Below are 22,285 nucleotides of genomic sequence, written 5' to 3'. Positions count from 1 at the left end.
TCAGCGTGGCCGCCCCGACTCGGCGCCGCGTTTCACCACCGCGAGGCCGGCATCCCCCCGGACCGCCGCGACGTCCCCGTCGGTGTCGGTACGCAGCACCCGCGCACCAGCCCGGGTCAGCCGGTCCAGCAGCCCGGCGTTGGGGTGCCCGTAGTCGTTGTCGACGCCCACGCACACCAGCGCCACCGCCGGACGCACCGCGGCCAGGAACTCCGGCGCCTGGTACGGCGACCCGTGGTGGGCGACCTTCAACACGTCGGCCCGGATCGCGGCGGCCGGTGTGGTTTCCAGCATCGCCCGCTGCTCCTCCGTCTCGGCGTCACCGGTGAGCAGGATCCGTACCCCGCCCACGGTGGCGGCCAGCACCAGCGAGTTGTTGTTCGGATCCGACCGGCTGCCCCGCAGCGGGTACGGCGGCCCGACCGCGACCAGGTCCACCGCACCCGCTGACCACCGCCAGCCCGCCTGCACCGGGGTCAGCGGCGCACCTGCCCCGCGGGCCGCCTCGCGTACCTGGGCGGCACCGAAGGGCGGCTCGGACCAGGACGGACCCACCACCGCACCCACCCGCCGGCCCCGGAACACCCCGGCCACGCCGCCGACGTGGTCGACGTGGAAGTGGCTGACCACCAGCAGCGGCACCTCGCGTACGCGAAGGCGGCGCAGGCAGGCGTCCACGCCGGACGGCTCCGGGCCGGCGTCGACCACCACGGCCCGGCCGACGGCGACCGGCAGCACCACCGCGTCCCCCTGCCCCACCGCGCACGCCACCACCACCCAGCCGCGCGGCGGCCAGCCCGAGGCGAGCAGCCGGATCGGCACCGCGCCCAGCACCACCGCCACCGCGACGACAGCGATCAGCCGCCTCGCCCGGCGTCGGCGGAAGGCGAGCAGCAGCGCCACGCTCACCGCCGCCAGCAGCAGGGCGCCTGCCACCCCACCCGCCCACGGCAGGTTCCCGGCCGGCAGGTCCGCCCCGTACGCGGCGACCGCCACCAGCCAGCGCGCCGGCCAACTCGCCAGCCAGGCCAGGAACTCCGCACCGCCCGGCCACACCGGCGACAGCACCGCCGCCAGCACGCCGAGCACGGTGGCCGGCGCGACGGCCGGCACCGCCAGCAGGTTCGCCGGCACCGCCACCAGGCTCACCGTCGCGGACAGCCCGGCGATCACCGGGCCGCAGGCCAGTTGCGCGGCAGCCGGCACCGCGAGCGCCTCGGCCAGCCCGGTCGGTACGCCCCGGCGCCGCAACGCGTCCCGCCAGCCCGGCGCGAGCAGCAGCAGTCCCCCGGTGGCGCAGACCGACAACGCGAAACCCGGGTCGTCCGCGAGATCCGGGTCGTACAGGACCAGGCCGGTGACAGCGGCGGCGAGCGCCGGCAGCGCCGACCGGGACCGCCCGGCGGCGAGCGCGGCGAGCCCGATCGCGCCCATCGCGGCGGCACGCACCACGCTCGGCGAGGGCCGCACGAGAATGACGAACCCGACGAGCGCGAGGACGCAGAGCACGGCGGCGGTACGCGGACCGGCGCGCGCCCAGCGCGCCAGCAGCAGCACCGCTCCGACGACGATCGCCACGTTGGAGCCGGACACCGCGTTGAGGTGCGTCATCCCGGTGGCCCGGAAGTCCTCCTCCACCTCCGGCAGCAGCCGGCTGGTGTCGCCCACCACCAGGCCCGGCAACAGACCGCCCGGCGCGTCGGGCAGCGGCTCGCAGGCCCGTTGCAGCCCGGCCCGCAGCACCCCCGCGGCCCGTTGCGGCCACGACGCGTCGCCGCGCAGCGTGGGCGGTTCGGCGGTGGAGAGCACGGCTGCGGTCAGGTCACCGCCGCGCGGGGCGGCCAGCCTCCCCCGGCTGGTGACCCGCTGGCCGGGAAGCAGTGGACGCCAGGCCGGGTCGGTGGCGAGCACCAGGGCGCGTACCGGGCCGGTGACGCGGGCGCCGTCGGGTCCGGTGAGCCGGATCAGATCCGCACGGACCAGCAGCATCGGTTGCCGGCCGGGTGCGCCGCGTACCGGGCGGGGGTCGTCGCGCAACACCAGCTCGGCGGTGACCGGGGCACTGTCGGCGACGAGCGCGCGGACCGGGGCGGCGTCGCGGACCGCGACCCGGGCGCCGGTGGCCGCCGCGCCGCAGAGCACGCCGAGCAGCACGGCGACCGCGATCCAGCCGTAACGGCGGACCGCCGCACCCGGCCGGCCGAGCACGCCGCCCAGGTGCAGGCCCGTGAGCAGGGCCAGCGCGGCAGCGACGGCGGCCATCCACACGCTCGACCGGACACTCAGGTGCAGCCCGGCCAACGCGGCGAGCCAGGCCGCAACCGCCAGCCCGGCCAGCCGCAGGTCGGGCACGTCGCGGTCGGCCGCGCCACCATCGAGGGGCGCGGGGCGTGGCCCGCGTCTGGCGGTCACACCGTCACCAGTTCCTTGAGCTGCTCGTACCGGGCGTCGCCGATGCCGTCGACCTGCCGCAGGTCGGACACGGACCGGAACCCGCCGTTGCGGTCCCGGTGGTCGAGGATCCGCTGGGCGAGCACCGGACCGACGCCCGGCAGCGCGTCGAGCTGGGCCAGCGTGGCGGTGTTCAGGTTGACCGGTCCGGCGGGCGCCGCCGAGCCACCCGGTGCACCACCACCGGCCGCCGGGCCGGGCGCGGCCTGCCCGGGTGGGGCGGTGACGCCGACCAGGATCAGCTCCCCGTCGGTGACCTTGCGGGCCGGGTTGAGCAGCGCCACGTCGACGCCGGGCAGCGCACCGCCGGCCGCCTCGATCGCGTCGGCCACCCGCGCGCCCGCAGGCAGGCGGACCAGGCCGGGGCGCCGGACCTTGCCGGCCAGCGCGACGACCACCTGACCGGGTGAGCCGGCCGGCGCGGGTACCCCGGGAACGGTTTCGGTCGCCGCACTCACCGGCGCCTCGGCGGAAGCCGCGACCGGCTGGACGGGCTCGGCGCTGGGACGCGCGCGCCACGCCCAGACGGCGGCCACCAGGACCACCACTGCGGCCACCGCCGCGAGCGCGCGTACGCCCCGGCGCCCGGGATCGAACGCCCCGGGGCCGGGCAGTCGCGACGCGAGCCCGCGCTCGATTGCCGGAGCGTCGCCTATGCCGTCGGCGTCCGGATCGGCGGAGGCCGGATCAGCCCCGAACGGATGCTCCCGCCCGCCGTAGCGCTCCGGGAATCCGGGGCGCAGCCCGAAACCCGGCTCGATCTCGTCCGGCGCACGCCCGAGCCGCCCTCGGGCACCGGGCCGACGCCGAGCAGGCGGACCGGCGTCCTGCTCGCCCGGCGGCTGTGGGTCGCGGGTGCCGGCCCGGCTAGGGGCATCCCCGAGGCTCGCGCCGGACCCGCCGGTGAAGATCGGCACGGCATCGTCCGGCCCGGGCAGGGAAAGGCCGGGCCGCCAGAAGGACCGCGCCGCTCGGCCGCCCTGCTCGACGAGATCCGGGCCGGGCTGGGCCTCTCCGGCTCGATGGCCGGACTCGCCCAAGCGGCCGGCGCGGATCGGCGGGACGGCGGCGGCATCCGTGAACCCGAACAGCCGGGCGAGCCGCCGCCGTACCGTCGTCTCCTGGTCGTCTGGCACGGCTCGGGACGCTACGGCGACGGCTCGTCAACAGTCGGCCGGTGAACTCTCACCTGTGGACAGCGGGCGCACTGTGGACAGGATCCCGATCGAGCCCTGACTGTGCTAGGGCAGCCGGGAGGCGAAGCTCAGCGTGCCTCCGGGTCCAGCCCGAGCGCGGCCCGTCCCCCGTCGACCGGCACCGTCGCGCCGTTGACGAAGGAGGCGCGGTCGGAGAGCAGGAACGCGACCACCTCGGCCACCTCGTCGGTACGCCCGATCCGGCCGAGCGGGTGCAGTCGGGCCATCTCCGCGTCGACGTGCTCCACCCCGGCCGGGTCGAGTCCGGCCAGGTAGGCGGCGTGCCGTTCGGTGTGGATGGAGCCGAGTGCGACGGCGTTGGCGCGGATCCCGCGCGGACCGTAGTCGACGGCGAGCGCCCGGGTCAGCCCTTCCAGCGCGGCCTTCGCAGTGGCGTACGGCAGAGCACCCGGCACGGCCCGGCGGGCCTGGTGGGACGAGACGTTGACGATCGCGCCGCCGGTGCGTGCGGCCAGGAACCGGCGTACGGCGGTGCCGGCCCCGGCCACGGCGGGGCGCAGGTTGAGCGCGATCAGGTCGACGACCTCGCTCGCGGGCGCGCGGTGCAGGTCGGCGTCGCGGAAGACGGCGGCGTTGTTGACCCAGCCGGCCAGCGGCGCGTGTGCCTCGGCGCGGTCGGCGGCCCGGCCGGTGACCGCCTCGTCGCCGGCGTCGCCGGTCACGGCGTGCAGCCGGTCGGCGAGCGTATGCCGGGCCAGCCAGTCCAGCGCGCTGGTGTCCCGCTCGACCACGACCACTGTGCCGCCGTCGGCGGCCAGCCGTTCGACGACGGCCCGTCCGACGCCGCGCCCGCCGCCGGTGACGACGTACGACAGAGGGCTCATCCGGCCACCCTAGGGCGTGCGGCGGTGGACCACCACGCATGCCAGCCCGGGCCCGGCGTGCGCGGCGACGACGGCCCCGGCCTCGGTGACGTACGTGTCGTGCAGGCGGTCGCCCAGCCGCTCGGTCAGCGCCGTCAGCAACTGCTCGGCGCGTTGCGGCGCGGCGAGGTGGTGCACGGCGAGGTCCACCTGGGCGTCGCCTGCCGCCTCGACGGCGAGGTCGACCAGGCGTGCCACGCCCCGGCTGGCGGTACGGACCTTGTCCTTGACCACGATCGCGCCGTCAGGCATGTGCATGATCGGCTTGACCGAGAGGGCGGTGCCGAGCAGTGCCTCGGCCGCGTTGATCCGGCCGCCCCGGCGCAGGAACTCCAGCGTGTCGACGTAGAAGTAGATGGTGGTCCTGGTGACCGCGTCCAGCGCCGCGTCGCGTACCCCGGTCAGGTCGGCGCCCCGCGCGGCGGCCGCGGCGGCGGCGAGCGCCGGGAAGCCGAGGCCCATGCCGGTGGATCGGCTGTCCACGACGGTGACCCGGTCGTCGCCGACCTCGGCGGCGGCGAGCCGGGCGGCCTCGACGGTGCCGGACAGTTCGGCGGACAGGTGCACCGACACCACACCGTCGGCGCCCTCGGCGAGCAGCGTGCGGTAGACCTGCGCGAACTGTTCGGGCGCGGGCCGGGACGTGCTCACCGAGACCCGCCGGCCGCTGAGCGCGCGGGTGGCGTCGGCCGGGGAGGTCTCGACGCCCTCCAGCCCTTCCGCGCCGTTGAGCACGACGGTCAGCGGGACGACTGTGAGCCCGCGTGCGCGGACCACGTCGGGGGGCAGGTAGGCGGTGGAGTCGGTGACGACCGCGACGGGCATGACCGGCACGCTAGCCGATGGCCCTGTGAGTTGCCGGGGCCGGAGGTGTCAGACGGCGTCGGTGAGCGCCGGCTGGGTGATCAGGCCGACGTTGTGCGCACGCAGGTGCCAGCCCCGCACGTCGTCGTGGCGCAGTTCGGTCCAGTGGCAGTTCGCCAGCGAGCCGAGGCTGCGCAGCACCGTGTGGTCCCAGCCGAGCAGGTGCCCGACGCCCTGCCGGGCGCCGCCGCCGTGCGTGGTCACCACGACAGTGCCGCCGACGGCGAGGTCGGCCGCGTCCTGGAACCCGGCGCCGAGCCGGGCGCCCAGGTCACCAAGGGGCTCGATGCCGGCGCCGGGGTCGGGGTCGCCGGCCCGCCAGCGGGCGTACTCGTCGGGGAACCGCTCGGCCGCCTCGGTCAGGGTGAGGCCCTGCCACTGGCCGAAGTGCCGTTCGCGCAGCCGGGCGTCGGAGCGGACCGGCAGCCCGGTCAGCGCCGCGAGCGCGGCGGCGGTGTCGGCGGCCCGGCGCAGGTCGCTGGCGACGATCGCGTCCGGGCGCAGCGCGGCCAGCACCGGCGCGGCGGCGCGCGCCTGTTCCCGGCCGAGGTCGTTGAGCGGCACGTCGGTCTGCCCCTGGACCCGGCTCGCGGCGTTCCAGTCGGTGTTGCCGTGCCGCCAGACGATCAGGCGGGTCATTCGGCGGTGGCGGTGCCGGCGGCCGAGTCGGCCAGGTCGCGATCGGTGAACGGGATCTGCGGGCAGTCCTTCCAGAGCCGGTCGAGGGCGTAGAACTCGCGCTCCTCGGTGTGCTGGACGTGGACCACGATGTCGACGTAGTCGAGCAGCACCCAGCGGCCACCCCGCTCGCCCTCGCGGCGTACCGGCTTGGCCTTCTCCGGCAGCTCCAGCAGGCGCTCCTCGATGGCGTCGACGATGGCGAGCACCTGACGCTCGTTCGGAGCGGCGGCCAGCAGGAACGCGTCGGTGATCGCGAGCTGGTCGCCCACGTCGATGATGACGATGTCCTGTGCCTTCTTGTCGGCCGCGGCCTGGGCGGCGGCCATCGCCAGCTCGTGCGCGCGTTCGGAAACTGTCACCGTTCTCCTTCGATCAACCGTGCGACCCTCCAAGCGTCTCACACCCGGCGGTGCGGCGACTTGTCAGTTCTGGTCGATTTCAGGCATGAACCGGGACACACGGGGGCGAATCACCGCTGGTAAAGACGCCGTTTCGCGATGTACTGCACCACACCGTCGGGCACCAGGTACCACACCGGCTCCCCCCGGGCGACCCGCGCGCGGCAGTCGGTCGAGGAGATCGCCATCGCGGGCACCTGCACCAGGCTCACCGAGTCGGCCGGCAGGTGCTTGTCGGTGAGTTCGAAACCGGGCCGGGTCACGCCGATGAAGTGGGCCAGTTCGAGCGCTTCGTCCAGGTCCTTCCAGGAGAGGATGCGCTCCAGGGCGTCCGCGCCGGTGATGAAAAACAGCTGGGCCTTCGGGCCGTACTCGGCGTGCAGGTCGCGCAGCGTGTCGACGGTGTAGGTGGGACCGCCCCGGTCGATGTCGACGCGGCTCACCTGGAAACGCGGGTTGGAGGCGGTGGCGATCACCGTCATGAGGTAGCGGTCCTCGGCCGGGGTGACCGCTTCCTCCGCCTTCTGCCACGGTTGCCCGGTCGGCACGAAGACGACCTCGTCCAGGCCGAACCGGTCGGCCACCTCGCTCGCCGCCACCAGGTGCCCGTGGTGGATCGGGTCGAACGTGCCGCCCATGATGCCGACCCGCTGGATGTCTTCCTCCACCCCGCGATCGTAGGCCGCGCGGCGGGCGGTCTCGGGCGGGGTCGGCCACGCCGGGCGGGTGGTCCCCGCCCGGCGTGCCCCCGGTCAGGCCGACGCGGCGGCCACCGCCGTCCGGGCCACCAGCGCCCGGCGCATGTCGTCGTCCAGGTCGGTCACCCATCGCCGCAGGCCGGGCGTGAGGTCGTCGCGGGCCAGCAGCGCCGCGGCCATTTCCCGGGTGGGTTGCGACACGGCGTAGCGGGGGTACGCGGCCACTGTGACCGCGTCGGCCACCCACGCGGTACGCAGCCGCGCAGCCGTCGGCATGTCGGTGAAGTAGCGCTCCACGTACCCGGCGGTCAGCTCGGTCTGCTCGGGCTGCCAGAAGCCCTCGGCGGTCGCCTCGACGAGCCGGTTCGACAGCTCGGTGCTGCGCGTGACGATCTCCCAGGCGGCGCGCTTCGCGTCGGCGTCGGGCAGCGCGGCCCGGCACGCGGCGGCCTGCTCGGCGCCGGTGGCGCTGCGGTCGGCGTCGGCCTCGGCGTCGATCTCCGGCGCGCCGGCCGCGCCGAGCACCACGAGCCGGCGCAGCACCGCCCAGCGCAGGTCGGCGTCGACCGCGAGCCCCGGCGGCACGTCCTTGCCGGCGAGCCAGCCGGTCAGCATGACCGTGTCGGTGGTCGCGCCGATCAGGCCCCGCGCCGCCGCCAGTTGCAGGGAGCCGCCCGCGGGCGCCGAGTCGAGCAGCGCCGTGCAGGCGGTCGCCACCCGCAGCAGCGCCGCGTCACGGGCGAGCGGATCGAGGTAGCGGTCGATCAGCCGGCGACTGAGCAGCAGCACGTCCTCGACGATCGTCACCTCGGTCTCGGCGGGAAGCGCCGCCCCGATCAGCTCGGCGAGCGCGCCGGCCGGCCGTTCCCCGTCGGTGACCGCGTCCAGCGTCTCGGCCCAGAGCAGCGCCCGGGCCAGCGAATCGTCGAGGCCGGGAAGCAGCAGCGGCACCGCGTCCGCCGAGGCCGGATCGAGCCGGATCTTCGCGAACGTCAGGTCACCGGCGTTCGGCAGCACGAGCCCGGTGGCGGGCCGCCCGACCAGCTCCGGCAGCGGCGTGCGGCCACCGTCGGCGTCCGGGTCGAGGTCGACCTCGAACCGGTACGCCGGGCCGTCCGCGCAGTGGTGGGCCACCCCGATTCGGTGCGGCCGCAGCACCGGGTGGCTTGCCGGGGCGGTCTGCACGATCGCCACGTCGGTCCACCGCCCGTCGGCGTCCACAGCGGTGTCGACCCGCAGTGTGTTCACCTGCGCGCGGCGCAGCCAGCGTTCCGCCCAGCCGCCCAGGTCGCGACCGCTCGCCGTACCCAGGGCAGCAAGCAGGTCGGCGAGCGTGGCGTTGCCGAACCGGTGCGCCGCGAAGTGCGCGTTCAGCCCGGCCAGGAACGCCTCGTCACCGAGCCAGGCGACGAGCTGGCGCAGCACGCTGGCGCCCTTGGCGTACGAGATGCCGTCGAAGTTCAGCAGCGCCTGCGCGGCGTCGGCGACCTCCTCCGGGGCCACCGGGTGGGTGGAGGGACGCTGGTCGGCGGTGTAGCCCCACGCCTTGCGGCGGCTGGCGAACGTGGTCCATGCCCGGTCGAACCGGGTCGCCTCGGCGGTGACCCGGGTGCCCAGGTATTCGGCGAAGGACTCGTTGAGCCACAGGTCGTCCCACCAGCTCATGGTGACCAGGTCGCCGAACCACATGTGCGCCATCTCGTGGGCGATGGTGGTGGCGCGCAGCTCACGCTGGGTGTCCGTGACCGCCGAGCGGAACACGTAGTCGTCGCGGATCGTGACCAGGCCCGGGTTCTCCATCGCGCCGGCGTTGAACTCGGGCACGAACGCCTGGTCGTACTTGCCGAACGGGTAACGCTCGGCGAACAGTTCGTGGAAGCGGTCGAGGCACTGCCGGGTGACGGTGAGGATCTCCTCGGCGTCGGCGTCCAGGTGGGCGGCGAGCGAACGCCGGCAGTAGAGGCCGAGCGGGATGCCGTCGTGCTCGGCGCGCAGCACGTGCCAGGGCCCGGCGATCAGCGAGACGAAGTAGGTCGCCAGCGGCTCGGTGGTGGCGAACTCCCAGCGCCCGGGCGCGGGGCGGTCGGCGAGCGGCCCGTTGGCGGCGACGGTCCACTCCGGCGGCGCGGTGACCGTCAGCGTCACCGGCGCCTTCAGGTCGGGCTGGTCGAACGCGGCGAAGATGCGCGGCCCGTCGTCCAGGAAGGACATCGCGTAGAGGTAGGTCTCGCCGTCGGCCGGGTCGACGAAACGGTGCAGCCCCTCGCCGGTGTTGGAGTAGGCCATCTCGGCCTCGACGGTGAGCGTGTTGTCCTCGGCCAGGCCGGTCAGCGGCAGCCGGTCGCCGGCCAGCAGGGCCGGGTCGAGGTCGTTGCCGTTGAGGCGGGCGGCGAGGAGTCGGCGCGGCTTGACGTCGACGAAGGTCTCGGCGCCGGGGGTGGCCCGGAACCGGATGGTGACGGCGGAGCGGAACCGCTCGGCGTCGCCGGTCAGGTCGAGGTCCACATCGTAGGACTCGACGGTGATCGACGCGCGGCGCGCGGTCGCCTCTGCACGGGTGAGGCTCGGCATCCGCTTATCCTGCCCGATGAGGTCCGCTCGGGCCGTCTCGTTACGCATGGCGATGGAGGAGCAGCGATGGGTCAGCACCCCAAGGGCGATTTCGACCTCTCCCGGGCGGTTTGGCAGCGGGCTGAGGGCGACACCTCCGAGGGAGCGGTCGAAGTGGCCTTCGTCGACGACCTGATCGGTATGCGCAACTCCGCCGAGCCGGACGGGCCGGTGCTGGTCTTCACCCAGGCCGAGTGGGACGCGTTCGTCGCGGGCGCCCAGGACGGCGAGTTCGACCTGGACTGAGCGCGCCTCAGTCACCGTTGCCCCAGCCGAGGCCGCCCGGGCCGGGCGCGTGGTGGAAGCCGGGGTGACCGGCCACGTCGGCGCAGCGCTCGCCGTCGGGCCCGACGGCGTCGCAGAACAGCCGCTCGGCGCGGTGCCAGGCGTCCGCCGGGGACAGCGCCGCCGCACCGAGCGCCAGCTCCGGGCGGAGCAGGCCGAGCGCTTCGGCGTACGCCACGGCGTGCTCCCGCGCGACGGCCGGATCGGCGGCGGCGAAGCCCAGGTGCACGGTGAAGTGGCGCGGCGGGCGGGGCGCGGAGCGCCGGGGCGCCCCGATCAGCGGCCCGTCGCGGCCGTCGCCGCGCAGCCGGGCCGACGCCTCGCGGTGCCGTCGTGCCGCCCTGTCGTCACGCATCGGTGCCCTCCCCCGTCGCCGGTGACGCCCGCCGGACGTCGCGCCGGCGGGCGGCGGGCCGGTCGCCCGCCGGTCCGCGAACCCGAGCCAACCAGCTTTTCCGCGACCGGGGAGGGGCCAGCGCCCGCCCGCGTGGCCGGCCCCTCCCCCGAAGGGCCGGAGCTGCTGGAATGGAGGGTTCGGCCGCGCCGGCCCGGGTAGGCAGGCAGCGCCGCCGAACCGCGTCAGGAGCAGCCGAGATGAGCACCATGCCGAGCGACCGGAGCCCGGACAGCACACTGGCGTTCCTCCGCGAGGGCTACCGCTTCGTCGGCTCCCGCTGCGACCGCCTCGGCAGCGACGTCTTCCAGACCCGGCTGCTGCTGGAGCCGACGATCTGCCTGCGCGGCCGGGAGGCCGCCGAGCTGTTCTACGACGAGGAGCGGTTCGTCAGGCGCGGCGCCATGCCCATGCGCGGACAGCGCACGCTCACCGGCGTCGGCGGCGTGCAGGGCCTTGACGGGCAGGCCCACCTGGTCCGCAAGGCGATGTTCATGTCGATCATGACGCCGGCCGCGATCCGCCGCCTCGGGGAGACCTTCGACGAACAGTGGCGGGCCCGGATCCTCGACTGGGCGGGCAGCGGCCCGGTGGTGCTCTACGACGAGGTGGGCCGGATCCTGACCCGTACGGTCTGGGCCTGGGCCGGGGTGCCGCTGGCCGAGGCAGACGTACCGCGCCGCACCGCCGAGATGCACGCCATGATCGAGGCGCCGGCCGCGGTGGGCCCCCGGCACTGGCGCGGACGCCTCGGCCGCCGGCACGCGCAACGCTGGGCCGGCGAGCTGATCGAGCGGGTACGCGCGGGCGCGGTGCCCGCCCCGGAGGGCAGCGCGCTGGCGGTGGTGGCCGGGCACCGGGACGAACGAGGGCTGCCGCTGCCGCGCCGGATCGCCGCTGTGGAACTGCTGAACGTGCTGCGCCCCACCGTCGCGGTGGACCGGTACGTGGTCTTCGCCGCGCTGGCGCTGCACGACCACCCGCACTGGCGGGACCGGCTACCCGGCGACGACGCCGCGACCGAGCAGTTCGTGCAGGAGGTACGCCGCTACTACCCGTTCTTCCCGGTCGCCGCGGCCCGGGTCCGCCGCTCGTTCACGTGGCGGGGATACGCGTTCCCGCAGGGCCGGCGCGTGCTGCTCGACCTGTACGGCACCAACCACCACCCGGACGTGTGGCCGGAGCCGGAACGGTTCCGCCCGGAGCGCTTCGCCGGCCGGCGCGACGACCCGTTCGGCCTGGTCCCGCAGGGCGGCGGCGACCACGACACCGGCCACCGCTGCGCCGGTGAGTGGATCACGATCGAGCTGATGAAACGCGCGGTGACGAACCTGACCGGCGCGATGAGCTACCGCGTACCGCCGCAGGACCTGGCGCTCGACCTCGGGGCCATGCCGGCGTTGCCGCCCGGCGGGCTGGTCCTCGACGGGGTACGCCCGGCCGACGGCGCACGCCCGGCCGGTGGGGTACGCCCGCTGCGCTGAACCGGGCCGAGCCGGGGTCGATCTCGCCGGCCGCGATATCCGGCTGCGCTAACCGGCACAGCCGGCCAGAACGGTTTCAGCAGCCGCATTCCGGGCAAGTCGCGTCACCCGCCACGAGGGGAGACGACATGACCCGACCGACCGCCGCGCCGCCACGCGACGCGGGCACCGCGTCCGCGCCGGTCCGGCTGCCGATGGCGTACGTCCTGCCGCTGCGCGCCCACGACGACGGCGGCCTGGACGAGCTGACCGGGTACCTGCGCGAGCTGAGCCGGTGGGTCGACGTGGTGGTGGTCGACGGATCGGCGCCAGAGTCGTTCGCCCGGCACGCCGAAGCCTGGCGCGGACTGGTCCGGCACGTGCCGCCGGACCCGGCGCTGCGCGGGCGCAACGGCAAGGTGCTCGGCGTGCTCACCGGCGTCGCGCTGGCCCGGCACGAGCACGTGGTGATCGCCGACGACGACGTCCGGTACGACCGGGCGGCCCTGTGCGCGGTGCACCAGCTGCTGGACGGGGTGGACCTGGTCCGGCCGCAGAACCACTTCGACCCGCTGCCCTGGCACGCCTGGTGGGACACCGGCCGGACGCTGCTGGCCCGCGTGTTCGGCGGGGACTGGCCGGGCACGCTCGGGGTGCGGCGGAGCACGTTCCTGGCGATGGGCGGCTACGACCCCGACGTGCTCTTCGAGAACCTGGAGTTGGTCCGGACCGTGCGCGCGTACGGCGGCAGCACCGCCACCCCGGCGTGGCTGTACGTGCGGCGGCTACCGCCCTCCGTCGCGCACTTCCTCGGGCAGCGCGTCCGGCAGGCGTACGACGAGACGGCCCGGCCGGTGTGGCTGCTGGCCGCGCTGACGGTGCTGCCGGCGACGGCTGTCGCGCTCGCCACCCGCCGGCCCGGGCTGCTGCTGCGCGCCGGACTGGCGACGGTGGCCGTGGCGGAGCTGGGCCGGCGACGGGCCGGCGGCGCCCGGGTCTTCCCGGCGCACACGAGCCTGGCCGCGCCCGCCTGGGTGCTGGAACGTGGCCTGTGCGCGTGGCTGGCTGTGGGCCGGCGGCTGCGCGGCGGGGTGCCCTACGCGGGCGCCCGGCTGCGGACGGCGGCCCACCCCACAGGGGTCCTGCGCCGGCGGATGGCGCGGCGCCGCCCCGACGATCTGGTGCTGTGGGTGGAGACCGGGGCGGTGCCCCCGCCGCCGCTGCGCGCCGAGGTGTAAGGAAGGGCCCCTTTTTGTCGCCCAGGCGATAAAAAGGGGCCCTTCCTTACCGAGAGCGCGGACCTTCAGGAGGACCGCACCTGCTCGGCGCTGTGCCGGACGTCCTGGGCGGCGGCGCGGCCGTCGTCCTTGACCGCGTACGCGGCGTCCTGCGCGGTGGCCTTCACCGACTCGGCGGCGTGCTGCGCCGGCTCGCGCAGCTCGTCCTTCAGCTCGGTGGCGACCTCACCCAGCTTCTCCTTGACGACGCCGCCGTGCTCGGCGGCCTTCTCCTTGACCTGCGCGGCGACCTGCTGCTCGCGGCGGGTGGCCGGGATCAGCGAGGAGACCAGCATGCCGACACCGAAGGCGATCACGCCGGCGGCGATCGGGTTGCCCTCGGACTTGCGCCGCACCACCTGCGGCGCCCGGTGCGCGGCGTCGCTCACCGTGGCGGCGGCGGACTGCGCCTTGTCGCCCACCGTGGACGCCATCGAGGAGGCGTGGTCGCCCACCGAGTGGGCGGCGTGGCCGGTGCCGTGGCCGAGATCCGATGCGGTTCCCATCACCTTGTCCTTCACGTTCGTCAGCGCGCTGCGGACGCGCTGCTTGCGGTCGTCGACGATGCGGCTCGGGCTGACCTTGTACGCCAGGGCGTCCACGTCCGAGCTGAGGTTGTTGCGGGTGGCTTCGATCTCGCGGCGGATCTGCTCGGGATCGGTGCTCATCGGATGACTCCCTCCGGGTGCGGCTTGAGCGCGTCGGGGATGCGCTGCACGCTGTCGTTCGTCTGCTTCAGGCCGCGGATCCGCTCGGCGTTCTTCTTGCCCATCGAGTACAGGACCGCCGCGACAGCGGCCCAGATGACGGCCACGATCAGCGCGGCCAGCCCGGAGTCCATGACGTTGTCGAGGAACTGCCAGATCGCGATCGAGACGAAGAGCGCCACCATGTAGCCGCCGAAGCCGGCGCCGCCGAACAGTCCGGCGGCCTTGCCCGCCTTCTTGCCCTCCTGGCGGATCTCCGCCTTTGCGAGCTCGACCTCCTGGCGCATCAGCGTGGACAGGTCAGTGGTGACCTGACGCATCAGGTCGCCGAGCGAGCTGCCGCGCACCTCGTCGGCGTGGGGCGGGGCACCCGCCGCCTGATAGCCGGGGTCCTGCGTGGGTACGGTCATGCCGTCGCCTCCCTTCTGCCGGTGCGGCCGGTCACGGGCGGGGAGCGCCGGTCGACGGGACACCCGGCAGCGGGTCGGTGCGCTCCGGCGGCGGCAGCGGCTGACCGGTGCCACCCGCCGGGTCGGCCCAGGTGTTCGGGGCGCCGCCGGTCGGGTAGGTCGCGCCCGGCGCGGAGTAGCCCGGGTCCGGCTCGGCGTAGCTGCCCGGCGTCGGGTCGAGGTAGCCGCCCGGCGGCACCTGGTCCGGCACCTCACGCGCGGTCGGGATGACGGCGGTGCGGTCCGGGTCGTACGCCGGCCGCGCCGCGCTGTCGTCGCCGAGCGCGGTGATGTTGCGGGTGAGCCGCCCGGCGACCACGCCGAGCAGCGCCGCGCCGACGAGGAACGTGCCCGGGTTGCGGCGGGCGTAGCTCTTCACCTCGTTGAGCAGGTCACCCGGCTCCCGCTGCTCCAGCCAGCCGGCCACGCCGTGCACGCGCTCGGCCGCCTGGTGGGCCAGCTCGGTGACCGGCCCGGAGCCGCCGCCCTGCTGCGCCATGGTGCGCATCTCGTCGGCGAGCGAGCGCAGTCCGCTGGCGGCGCGCTGCTGCTGCTGACCGGCCTGGGCGGCGACCTGGGTGCGGGTCTCGCCGTAGAGGTCGCGGGCCTGCCGCTTGGCCTCGCCGACCACCTCCCGGCCCTGCTCCTTGGCGGTCTGCGCGACGGCGCCGCCCGCGTTCGCGGCGTCGGAGCCGACCTGGCGGGCCTGGTCACGTACGCCGCCACCACCGTTCGTCGACTGGTACGTGGCCGAACTGGGGGAAAGATCCTGAGTCATGGTGTCCCTTCCGCTCGTGTGTTCCCAGCGGGGTGTCTTCGGGGGGTACGCGGATTTGTTTCCGCGTGACAATCGCCCTACCCCAGGTCGGCGGCTCCATGCCTGATTCGTGAATTCTCTGCGGGAGTGCCCTGCCCCGGTCAGACAATGGGGTGCCCGCCCGCCCGGGCGGCGGCGAGTTCCACGGGGGTGACAGGGATGGCACGTGACCTGCGCGAACACGCGCCCGCCCGGCCTGCGGTGCAGAAGGTCGCCCTCGCGGCGGCCGCCGTCTTCGCGCTCATCGGCGTGCTCGGTTTCATTCCCGGCATCACCACGCACTACGGCGAGCTGACGTTCGCCGGGCACCACTCCGAGGCGAAGCTGCTCGGGGTGTTCCAGGTGTCGGTGCTGCACAACCTGGTGCACCTGCTGTTCGGGCTGGTCGGGCTCGTGATGGCCCGGCGGCTGGCCGGGGCGCGGGTCTTCCTGGCCGGTGGCGGCGCGCTCTACCTGGTGCTGTGGCTGTACGGCTTCGCCATCGACCGCGACACCGCTGCCAACTTCGTGCCGGTGAACGACGCCGACAACTGGCTGCACCTGGTCCTCGGGTTCGGCATGCTCGCCGCCGGTCTGCTGCTCAACAACAACCTCGGCACCGGCACCCCGGTGGAGGCCCCGTTCGACCGCCCCTGACCAGGCGCGACACGCCGGTGCGGCGTTTGCCCCGGCCCGGCGCCGGGCCGGAGGACAACCGCGACCACGCCCGCCCCGAGCGTCAGGCCACCGGTCAGGCCGCCACCGGCAGCCGCTTGGCGAAGCAGACGCTGTACGGGTTGTCCACGTAGTCGCCGTACACCGGGATCGGCTCGTAACCGCTTGATCGGTAGAGCGCGATCGCGGCCGGCAGGTAGGTGCCGGTCTCCAGGCACACCGTGCGGTGCCCGTGCCGGAACGCCAGCTCCTCCAGCGCCACCAGCATCTGCCGGGCGATGCCCCGCCCCCGGTACGCCGGACGCACGTACATCCGCTTCAGCTCGCCGGTGTCGGCGTCGAGTGCCTGGAGCCCACCGCAGCCGACGGCCCGGCCGCCCACCACGGCGGCCAGGTAGTGGATGTCGGTGTGCACGACTGTGACCTGCCCGTCCAGCCCGCCGTCCGCGTCGCGCAGTTCACGCTGCTGGGCGACGACGAGCGCGGCGATCTCCGGATCGGTGGCGGGACGGGACTCGATCAACATGCCCGTACGCTAGATCGGCCTGATTTCGCGCAGGTTTCCCGCCACCGACCCGGAAACGGCTACTCGGCGTCCGCTTCCGCCACCGGCGCGGCCTCGACCTCGTCCTCCGGCCGGACCCGGCGGGCCTTGCGGGCCGCCAACCGGTCGGACGCCGACGGACGGTTCGACTTCTCCTCGAGCCGTACGTCGGTGCCCCGGTTACCGGGTACGAAGTCGACGCCGGCGTAGAGCGTCGGCTGCCAGTCGAACTCCCGGTCGCCGATGCGCACCAGGTCACCGGCCTGCGCGCCGGCCTTCGCGAGCTTCTCCTCGACGCCGAGGCGGGCCAGCCGGTCGGCCAGGTAACCCACCGCCTCGTCGTTGTCGAAGTTGGTCTGCTTGACCCAGCGCTCCGGCCGGCTGCCGCGCACCGTGTACGAGCCGTCCGGCTCGGCCTCGATGGTGAAGCCGGCGTCGTCGACCGCCTTCGGGCGGATCACGATCCGGGTCGGCTCGGCCGGCGGGGCGGCGCGGCGACCCTGCTCGACCAGCTCCGCCATCGCGTACATCAGCTCGCGCAGACCCTCGCGGGTGGCGGTGGAGACGTCGAAGACGCGCAGGCCACGCGCCTCCAGGTCGGGGCGGACGATGTCGGCGAGGTCCTTGCCGTCCGGCACGTCGATCTTGTTGAGCGCGACCAGCCGGGGCCGGTCGGCCAGGCCGCCGTACTGGGACAGCTCGGACTCGATGGCGTCGATGTCGGCGAGCGGGTCGCGGCCGGGCTCCAGCGTCGCGGTGTCGATCACGTGCACCAGCACGGCGCAGCGCTCGACGTGGCGGAGGAACTCCAGGCCCAGGCCCTTGCCGCTGGCCGCACCAGGGATCAGGCCCGGCACGTCGGCGACGGTGAAGGTGTGGTTGTCGACCCGGACCACGCCCAGGTTCGGCACCAGCGTGGTGAACGGGTAGTCGGCGATCTTCGGCTTGGCCGCGGAGATCACCGAGATCAGCGACGACTTGCCGGCCGAGGGGAAGCCGACCAGGCCCACGTCGGCGACGCTCTTGAGCTCCAGCACGACGTCGAGCCGGTCGCCGGGCTCACCCAGCTCGGCGAAGCCCGGCGCCTTGCGGCGGGCGTTCGCCAGCGAGGCGTTGCCGCGCCCGCCCCGGCCGCCCCGGGCCGCCTCGAACGTGGTGCCGACGCCGACCATGTCGGCCAGCACCTCGCCGTCGAGGCTCTGCACGACGGTGCCGTTCGGCACCTTGATGAGCAGGTCGCGGCCGTTGGCACCGTCCCGGTTCGAGCCGGCGCCGCCCTTGCCGTTCTCGGCCTTCAGGTGCGGCCGGAAGTGGAAGTCGAGCAGCGTGGTGACCTGCGCGTCGACCACCAGCGACACGCTGCCGCCGTGGCCGCCGTTGCCGCCGTCCGGCCCGCCGAACGGCTTGAACTTCTCCCGGTGGATCGAGACACAGCCGTGCCCGCCGTCGCCGGCCTGCATGTGCAGGACGACCCGGTCAACGAACGTCGTCACGACGCCAATCCTTCCAGCGGGGTCCGCCCCGCACGTGAAAAAGCGAAGCGGGCCGGGACTCGAGGTCCGCGGCCCGCAACGCTTTCAGAACTACTGCTGCGGCACGATGCTGACGGTCTTGCGACCGCGCTTGGTGCCGAACTGAACCGAACCGGCGGCCAGCGCGAACAGCGTGTCGTCGCCGCCACGGCCGACCAGGTCACCGGGGTGGAACTTGGTGCCACGCTGACGGATGAGGATCTCACCCGCGCTGACGACCTGACCACCGAAGCGCTTCACGCCGAGCCGCTGGGCCGCGGAGTCACGGCCGTTACGCGAGCTGGACGCACCCTTTTTGTGAGCCATTGGAGGACGACCTACTTCCCGCTGGAGATGCCGGTCACCTTGACCTGGGTCAGCGGCTGGCGGTGACCCTGGCGCTTGTGGTAGCCGGTCTTGTTCTTGAACTTGTGGATCCGGATCTTCGGGCCCTTGGTGTGCGCGGCGATCTCGCCGGACACCGCGACCTTCGCGAGCTTCGCCGCGTCGGTCACCAGGTCGTCACCGTCGACGAGGAGCACCGCGGTGAGCTTCACCGCGTCGCCGGGGGCACCGGCGAGCTTCTCGACCTCGATCACGTCGCCCTCGGCGACCTTGTACTGCTTGCCGCCGGTCTTGACGATCGCGTACATCGGAGGCGGACTCCCTGTCGTTGAGGCTACTGGCGTCTATTCCACCGCAGTCGGCTGTCACACCGTTCGCGGTCGTTCCCACGGCGTCTCGCCGGGAGCCGTGACACCGGCAGCGCGGGCACGCGGGAACTCGGCACACCAAAAGTGCGCCGCAGGCAAGGGTACGCCATACCCGGCCCGCCCCCCAAACCGGGCCCGCGGTCCGCGGCCTCCCGGCGGCCGGCGGACACGACAGAACCCCTGAATCCACCCATAGCGCGCGGATTCAGGGGTCCTGTTCGAGCAGGTCAGAGCCTCACGGCCGGGTACGCCGCCGGGCGCCACCACGGCGTGCCCGCCGGCGCGGGGCGCCGCTGTCGTCGTCGTTGTCGCCGTCACCGATCGCGTCCGGGTCGTCGGCGGCGGCCAGCCGGGCCGAGTCGCCCTCCTGGCTGTCCGCGACCGCCGGGGCGGCCGGCGTGTCCGTCTCGAACCGGGACAAGTCGTAGCCCTGGGTGTCGTAGTAGTCGTCGTCGGTCTCGACCACCTCGGCGACGGTCCGCTCCGGGGCGGCCGGCGCGGCAGGCGGCTCGACGGCCGGCGGCTGCACGGCGGCGGGCTCCGGCGCGGCCTCCACGGCGGGCTTCTCCGCGGCGGCCTTGCGGCCCCGGCGCCGGCCGCTCTTCTCCTCGACCGGTGCGGTGACAGCCGAGGCGACCGCCTTGACCTTCTCCCCCGCCCCGCCGCGCGGCTTCTCCGGCACCGGCTCGGTGTGGATGATCACGCCCCGGCCCTTGCAGCACTCGCAGGTCTCGCTGAACGCCTCCAGCAGGCCCGCGCCGATGCGCTTACGGGTCATCTGCACCAGGCCGAGCGAGGTGATCTCGGTGACCTGGTGCTTCGTACGGTCCCGGCCGAGGCACTCGGTGAGCCGGCGCAGCACCAGCTCCCGGTTCGACTCCAGGACCATGTCGATGAAGTCGATCACCACGATGCCGCCGAGGTCACGCAGCCGCAGCTGGCGCACGATCTCCTCGGCCGCCTCCAGGTTGTTGCGGGTGACCGTCTCCTCCAGGTTGCCCCCGGAGCCGGTGTACTTGCCGGTGTTGACGTCGACGACGGTCATCGCCTCGGTGCGGTCGATCACCAGCGAGCCGCCCGAGGGGAGGAAGACCTTCCGGTCCAGCCCCTTGAGGATCTGCTCGTCGATCCGGTACTCGGCGAACACGTCCGCCACCCCGGCGTGCCGGCGCAGCCGCGCCACCAGGTCCGGCGAGACGTGCGACAGGTACGACTCGACCAGGTCGTACGCCGGCTCGCCCTCGATGACCAGCTCGCGGAAGTCCTCGTTGAAGAGGTCCCGGACCACGCGGATGACCAGGTCCGGCTCCTCGTAGAGCAGCACCGGGGCGCCGCCCTCGGTCGCCTTGGCTTGGATGTCCTCCCACTGCGCCTGGAGCCGCTTGACGTCACGCGCCAGCTCGTCCTCGCTGGCGCCCTCGGCCGCGGTCCGGACGATCACCCCGGCGCCGTCCGGCACCAGCTTCTTCAGCACGTCCCGCAGCCGCTTGCGCTCGGTGTCGGGCAGCTTGCGGCTGATCCCGGAGGCGTTGCCGTTCGGCACGTAGACCAGGTGCCGGCCGGAGAGCGCGATGTGGCTGGTCAGCCGCGCGCCCTTGTGCCCGATCGGGTCCTTTGTCACCTGCACCAGCACCGAGTCGCCGGAGCGCAGCGCCTGCTCGATCGAGCGGGCCCGGCCCTCCAGGCCGGTGGCGTCCCAGTTGACCTCACCGGCGTACAGGACCGCGTTGCGCCCGCGCCCGATGTCGACGAAGGCCGCCTCCATGCTCGGCAGGACGTTCTGGACCTTGCCCAGGTAGACGTTGCCGGCCATGGTGCCGGACGAGTTCCGCGTGACGTAGTGCTCCACGAGCACGCCGTCCTCGAGCACGGCGATCTGGGTACGGTCACCGCGCTGGCGGACCACCATCACCCGGTCCACCGCCTCGCGGCGGGCCAGGAACTCCGACTCGCTCAGGATCGGCGGGCGGGTACGTCGCTGCTCGCGGCCGTCCCGCCGCCGCTGCCGCTTGGCCTCCAGCCGGGTCGAGCCGGAGACACCCTGCACCTCGTCGACCGGCTTGCGCGGCTCACGGATCTTGACGACGGTCGGCACACCGTCCTCGGCGGCGGTGTCCGCCTCCCCCGCTCCCCGGCGGCGACGACGGCGACGGCGACGGGTCATCCCCTCGCCCTCGGCCTCCTCGGCCTCCTCGTCCTCCGCGGACTCCTCGGCCTCGCCCTCGGCGGCCTCGGCCGCGACGGGCTCCTCGCCGTCCTCGTCGTCGGCCTCGTCCGCGCCGCCCTTGCCCCGGCCACGACCCCGGCGGCCCCGGCGACGGCGACGCCGGCCCGCGGCCGTCTCGTCGTCCTCGTCCCCCTCGACGGCCTCCTCGGCCTCGGCGGCGGACTCCTCCTCGGCGGCCTCCGGCTCGACCTCGGCCTCGACCGGCTCGACCTCACGGCGGCCGCGACGGCGGCGCCGGCCGGTCTCGACCGCTTCCTCGATCGGCTCCTCCGCCGCCGGGTACGTCACCTGGACGGCCGGCGCCTCGTCGGGCTGCGGCGCCATGAACAGGACGGTCGGCGCGGAGAGCGCGGCACGACGGCGGCGGCTGGTGGGCGGCGGCGTCTCGGCCGGCTCCTCGGCCACGCGCGGCACGGCGGCGCCCGTCGACACGACGCCCGTCGCGTCCGCCGGGCCGCCGCTGCGGGCCAGGTCGACCTCCTGGGTACGCGCGGCAGCGGCGCCCGCGTCCTCGACGGTCCCGCCGGTCTCGCTCTCGGCGTCCTCGTCCTCGATGTCCTCGACGGTGCTCTCGGCGGCGCCGGTGCTCGCCGTACCGGCGGCGGCCCTGCTCCCGCTGGTGGTCTTGTCGCCGGCGGCGGTGGTCTTGGCGGCGGCGCGCCGGCGGGTACGGGTCCGGCCGGCGGTACCGGCGGTCTCTTCGGTGGCGGTCCCGGCCGGGGCGGCGGCTTCGCCGCCGTCGATGTCGGCGCGTCCCTCGGCGATCAGATCGCCACCGGGCGCGGACACCGGCCCGTCGATCATGCCGTCCGCGGGCGCCTGCCCCGCGGCGGCGGTCTCGTCCGGGGCGACGGTCTCGGCAGCCGGCGTGGCCTTGCGGCGACGGGTCCGGGTCACCTTGACCGGCGGCACGACCTCCTCCGAGGCGGCCTCCACCCCGGCTGCGGCCACCGGCTCCTCGACCGCCTTCGCCGGCGTCGCCTTACGACGCCGCCGGGTGGTCTTGGGCGCGGTGTCCAACTCACCGGCGATCGGTGCGAACACCTCGGCCTGCGGCGACTCGCCGCTGCCGGTCACCGTGCCGGACGCCTCGACCGGCGCGTCGGTCTGCTCCGGCTGGTTCAGCGGAGCGGCCTTGCGGCGGCTGGCCCGCTTACGGGCCGGCGGCTTGGTCTCGGCGACGCCCTCCACGGTGCCTTCCGTGGTGGCTCCCTCGGCGCCGGCCGGGGTCGCGCTCGCGGCGCTGCCGGAGGCGGTGGCGGCACTGTCGGCGGTCGTCCCGGTCGGCTCTGCGCCGGTCCGTTCGCCGCCCTCGGGCTCGTTCTCGAGCATGGACGTTCTCCAGTTCTGGCCGCCCCGGGCGCGGGTGAGCGCTGCCACGCAGGGTTGCCGCAAAGGTGTTTCCGCCGGGCGCGCAAACGCGCGACCGCCGAAGTCTGCCTGCCAGAGCGTTGACCGACGG

General features: G+C 74.5%; 21 protein-coding genes. 4 read left to right on the top strand and 17 right to left on the bottom strand.

Features of this window, described 5'->3' with window-relative positions; all coding sequences use genetic code 11:
- The 8 genes from OC439_RS22330 to pepN all read right to left on the bottom strand — a co-directional run bounded on the left by OC439_RS22330 (window position 1) and on the right by pepN (window position 9,743).
- Window positions 1-2,412: a ComEC/Rec2 family competence protein gene (locus OC439_RS22330; RefSeq protein ID WP_262015136.1), complete on the bottom strand. Its 2,412-nt coding sequence runs from the start codon at window positions 2,410-2,412 to the stop codon at window positions 1-3.
- Entirely contained in the window at window positions 2,409-3,212 is an 804-nt protein-coding gene (locus tag OC439_RS22325) for a ComEA family DNA-binding protein (RefSeq protein WP_262015210.1), read from the bottom strand. The genes OC439_RS22330 and OC439_RS22325 overlap by 4 nt, the downstream gene beginning before the upstream one ends.
- 503 nt (window positions 3,213-3,715) lie before the next feature.
- Complete coding sequence (locus tag OC439_RS22320; protein ID WP_262015135.1) at window positions 3,716-4,492, bottom strand: SDR family NAD(P)-dependent oxidoreductase; 777 nt, start codon at window positions 4,490-4,492, stop codon at window positions 3,716-3,718.
- Window positions 4,493-4,501: 9 nt separating this feature from the next.
- Window positions 4,502-5,356 carry a DegV family protein gene (locus tag OC439_RS22315; protein WP_262015134.1) on the bottom strand — a complete coding sequence of 285 codons (855 nt, stop codon included), beginning with the start codon at window positions 5,354-5,356 and terminating at the stop codon, window positions 4,502-4,504.
- Between the two features lie 48 nt (window positions 5,357-5,404).
- Window positions 5,405-6,034 (bottom strand): histidine phosphatase family protein, encoded by a 630-nt coding sequence (locus OC439_RS22310; RefSeq protein ID WP_262015133.1) that lies wholly within the window; start codon window positions 6,032-6,034, stop codon window positions 5,405-5,407.
- The gene (gene rsfS / locus OC439_RS22305; RefSeq protein WP_013287996.1) at window positions 6,031-6,435 is read right to left on the bottom strand and encodes a ribosome silencing factor; all 405 of its coding nucleotides are present in this window, start codon (window positions 6,433-6,435) and stop codon (window positions 6,031-6,033) included. Before rsfS ends, OC439_RS22310 begins: the two co-directional genes overlap by 4 nt.
- A gap of 110 nt (window positions 6,436-6,545) precedes the next feature.
- Window positions 6,546-7,142, bottom strand: a complete 597-nt coding sequence (gene nadD / locus OC439_RS22300) for a nicotinate-nucleotide adenylyltransferase (protein ID WP_262015132.1) — start codon at window positions 7,140-7,142, stop codon at window positions 6,546-6,548.
- A gap of 84 nt (window positions 7,143-7,226) precedes the next feature.
- The gene (gene pepN, locus OC439_RS22295) at window positions 7,227-9,743 is read right to left on the bottom strand and encodes an aminopeptidase N (protein ID WP_262015131.1); all 2,517 of its coding nucleotides are present in this window, start codon (window positions 9,741-9,743) and stop codon (window positions 7,227-7,229) included.
- A 66-nt stretch (window positions 9,744-9,809) separates the two neighbouring features.
- Between pepN and OC439_RS22290 the strand changes: the two genes are divergently transcribed.
- Window positions 9,810-10,028, top strand: coding sequence for a DUF397 domain-containing protein (locus tag OC439_RS22290; protein WP_013287999.1), 219 nt, complete (start codon window positions 9,810-9,812; stop codon window positions 10,026-10,028).
- 7 nt (window positions 10,029-10,035) lie between these two features.
- Here the strand turns inward: OC439_RS22290 and OC439_RS22285 are convergent, their stop codons facing one another.
- Window positions 10,036-10,422 (bottom strand): hypothetical protein, encoded by a 387-nt coding sequence (locus tag OC439_RS22285; protein WP_262015130.1) that lies wholly within the window; start codon window positions 10,420-10,422, stop codon window positions 10,036-10,038.
- Between the two features lie 239 nt (window positions 10,423-10,661).
- Here OC439_RS22285 and OC439_RS22280 point away from each other — a divergent pair, with 239 nt between their 5' ends.
- Together OC439_RS22280 and OC439_RS22275 are read left to right on the top strand one after the other, a co-directional pair.
- Window positions 10,662-11,945, top strand: coding sequence for a cytochrome P450 (locus OC439_RS22280; RefSeq protein WP_262015129.1), 1,284 nt, complete (start codon window positions 10,662-10,664; stop codon window positions 11,943-11,945).
- Between the two features lie 128 nt (window positions 11,946-12,073).
- Window positions 12,074-13,162 carry a glycosyltransferase gene (locus tag OC439_RS22275; protein WP_262015128.1) on the top strand — a complete coding sequence of 363 codons (1,089 nt, stop codon included), beginning with the start codon at window positions 12,074-12,076 and terminating at the stop codon, window positions 13,160-13,162.
- Between the two features lie 65 nt (window positions 13,163-13,227).
- On the opposite strand, the gene OC439_RS22270 is transcribed toward OC439_RS22275, so the two are convergent.
- The 3 genes from OC439_RS22270 to OC439_RS22260 are packed head-to-tail and all read right to left on the bottom strand — an operon-like array spanning window position 13,228 to window position 15,135.
- Window positions 13,228-13,869, bottom strand: coding sequence for a DUF3618 domain-containing protein (locus OC439_RS22270; protein WP_262015127.1), 642 nt, complete (start codon window positions 13,867-13,869; stop codon window positions 13,228-13,230).
- The gene (locus OC439_RS22265) at window positions 13,866-14,318 is read right to left on the bottom strand and encodes a phage holin family protein (protein ID WP_013288004.1); all 453 of its coding nucleotides are present in this window, start codon (window positions 14,316-14,318) and stop codon (window positions 13,866-13,868) included. Before OC439_RS22265 ends, OC439_RS22270 begins: the two co-directional genes overlap by 4 nt.
- A 31-nt stretch (window positions 14,319-14,349) precedes the next feature.
- Window positions 14,350-15,135: a hypothetical protein gene (locus tag OC439_RS22260; RefSeq protein ID WP_262015126.1), complete on the bottom strand. Its 786-nt coding sequence runs from the start codon at window positions 15,133-15,135 to the stop codon at window positions 14,350-14,352.
- A 210-nt stretch (window positions 15,136-15,345) separates the two neighbouring features.
- On the opposite strand from OC439_RS22260, the gene OC439_RS22255 reads away from it, so the two are divergent.
- Complete coding sequence (locus OC439_RS22255) at window positions 15,346-15,810, top strand: DUF4383 domain-containing protein (protein WP_262015209.1); 465 nt, start codon at window positions 15,346-15,348, stop codon at window positions 15,808-15,810.
- 94 nt (window positions 15,811-15,904) lie between these two features.
- On the opposite strand, the gene OC439_RS22250 is transcribed toward OC439_RS22255, so the two are convergent.
- The 5 genes from OC439_RS22250 to OC439_RS22230 all read right to left on the bottom strand — a co-directional run bounded on the left by OC439_RS22250 (window position 15,905) and on the right by OC439_RS22230 (window position 22,155).
- Entirely contained in the window at window positions 15,905-16,354 is a 450-nt protein-coding gene (locus OC439_RS22250; protein ID WP_262015125.1) for a GNAT family N-acetyltransferase, read from the bottom strand.
- A gap of 59 nt (window positions 16,355-16,413) precedes the next feature.
- The gene (gene obgE, locus OC439_RS22245; RefSeq protein WP_262015124.1) at window positions 16,414-17,865 is read right to left on the bottom strand and encodes a GTPase ObgE; all 1,452 of its coding nucleotides are present in this window, start codon (window positions 17,863-17,865) and stop codon (window positions 16,414-16,416) included.
- A gap of 90 nt (window positions 17,866-17,955) precedes the next feature.
- Window positions 17,956-18,210, bottom strand: a complete 255-nt coding sequence (gene rpmA / locus OC439_RS22240; protein ID WP_013288010.1) for a 50S ribosomal protein L27 — start codon at window positions 18,208-18,210, stop codon at window positions 17,956-17,958.
- Window positions 18,211-18,221: 11 nt separating this feature from the next.
- Entirely contained in the window at window positions 18,222-18,536 is a 315-nt protein-coding gene (gene rplU / locus OC439_RS22235; RefSeq protein ID WP_018787289.1) for a 50S ribosomal protein L21, read from the bottom strand.
- A gap of 295 nt (window positions 18,537-18,831) precedes the next feature.
- On the bottom strand, window positions 18,832-22,155 hold the full coding sequence (locus tag OC439_RS22230) for an Rne/Rng family ribonuclease (RefSeq protein ID WP_262015123.1): 3,324 nt from the start codon (window positions 22,153-22,155) through the stop codon (window positions 18,832-18,834).
- Between the last annotated feature and the right edge of the window lie 130 nt (window positions 22,156-22,285).

This window comes from Micromonospora sp. Mcm103, from assembly GCF_024519755.1.
Classification (GTDB): Bacteria; Actinomycetota; Actinomycetes; order Mycobacteriales; family Micromonosporaceae; genus Micromonospora; species Micromonospora aurantiaca.
This window is presented reverse-complemented; position numbering and strand designations above follow the sequence as displayed.

What these genes read in the sequence shown, in the direction of transcription:
- rplU (WP_018787289.1), bottom strand. Translation starts at nt 18,536, where the DNA reads ATGTACGCGATCGTCAAGACCGGCGGCAAGCAGTACAAGGTCGCCGAG.
- rpmA (WP_013288010.1), bottom strand. Translation starts at nt 18,210, where the DNA reads ATGGCTCACAAAAAGGGTGCGTCCAGCTCGCGTAACGGCCGTGACTCC.
- OC439_RS22275 (WP_262015128.1), top strand. Translation starts at nt 12,074, where the DNA reads ATGACCCGACCGACCGCCGCGCCGCCACGCGACGCGGGCACCGCGTCC.
- OC439_RS22250 (WP_262015125.1), bottom strand. Translation starts at nt 16,354, where the DNA reads ATGTTGATCGAGTCCCGTCCCGCCACCGATCCGGAGATCGCCGCGCTC.
- OC439_RS22315 (WP_262015134.1), bottom strand. Translation starts at nt 5,356, where the DNA reads ATGCCCGTCGCGGTCGTCACCGACTCCACCGCCTACCTGCCCCCCGAC.
- OC439_RS22265 (WP_013288004.1), bottom strand. Translation starts at nt 14,318, where the DNA reads ATGACCGTACCCACGCAGGACCCCGGCTATCAGGCGGCGGGTGCCCCG.
- OC439_RS22320 (WP_262015135.1), bottom strand. Translation starts at nt 4,492, where the DNA reads ATGAGCCCTCTGTCGTACGTCGTCACCGGCGGCGGGCGCGGCGTCGGA.
- OC439_RS22280 (WP_262015129.1), top strand. Translation starts at nt 10,662, where the DNA reads ATGAGCACCATGCCGAGCGACCGGAGCCCGGACAGCACACTGGCGTTC.
- OC439_RS22285 (WP_262015130.1), bottom strand. Translation starts at nt 10,422, where the DNA reads ATGCGTGACGACAGGGCGGCACGACGGCACCGCGAGGCGTCGGCCCGG.
- OC439_RS22290 (WP_013287999.1), top strand. Translation starts at nt 9,810, where the DNA reads ATGGGTCAGCACCCCAAGGGCGATTTCGACCTCTCCCGGGCGGTTTGG.
- OC439_RS22260 (WP_262015126.1), bottom strand. Translation starts at nt 15,135, where the DNA reads ATGACTCAGGATCTTTCCCCCAGTTCGGCCACGTACCAGTCGACGAAC.
- OC439_RS22310 (WP_262015133.1), bottom strand. Translation starts at nt 6,034, where the DNA reads ATGACCCGCCTGATCGTCTGGCGGCACGGCAACACCGACTGGAACGCC.
- pepN (WP_262015131.1), bottom strand. Translation starts at nt 9,743, where the DNA reads ATGCCGAGCCTCACCCGTGCAGAGGCGACCGCGCGCCGCGCGTCGATC.
- OC439_RS22270 (WP_262015127.1), bottom strand. Translation starts at nt 13,869, where the DNA reads ATGAGCACCGATCCCGAGCAGATCCGCCGCGAGATCGAAGCCACCCGC.
- OC439_RS22230 (WP_262015123.1), bottom strand. Translation starts at nt 22,155, where the DNA reads ATGCTCGAGAACGAGCCCGAGGGCGGCGAACGGACCGGCGCAGAGCCG.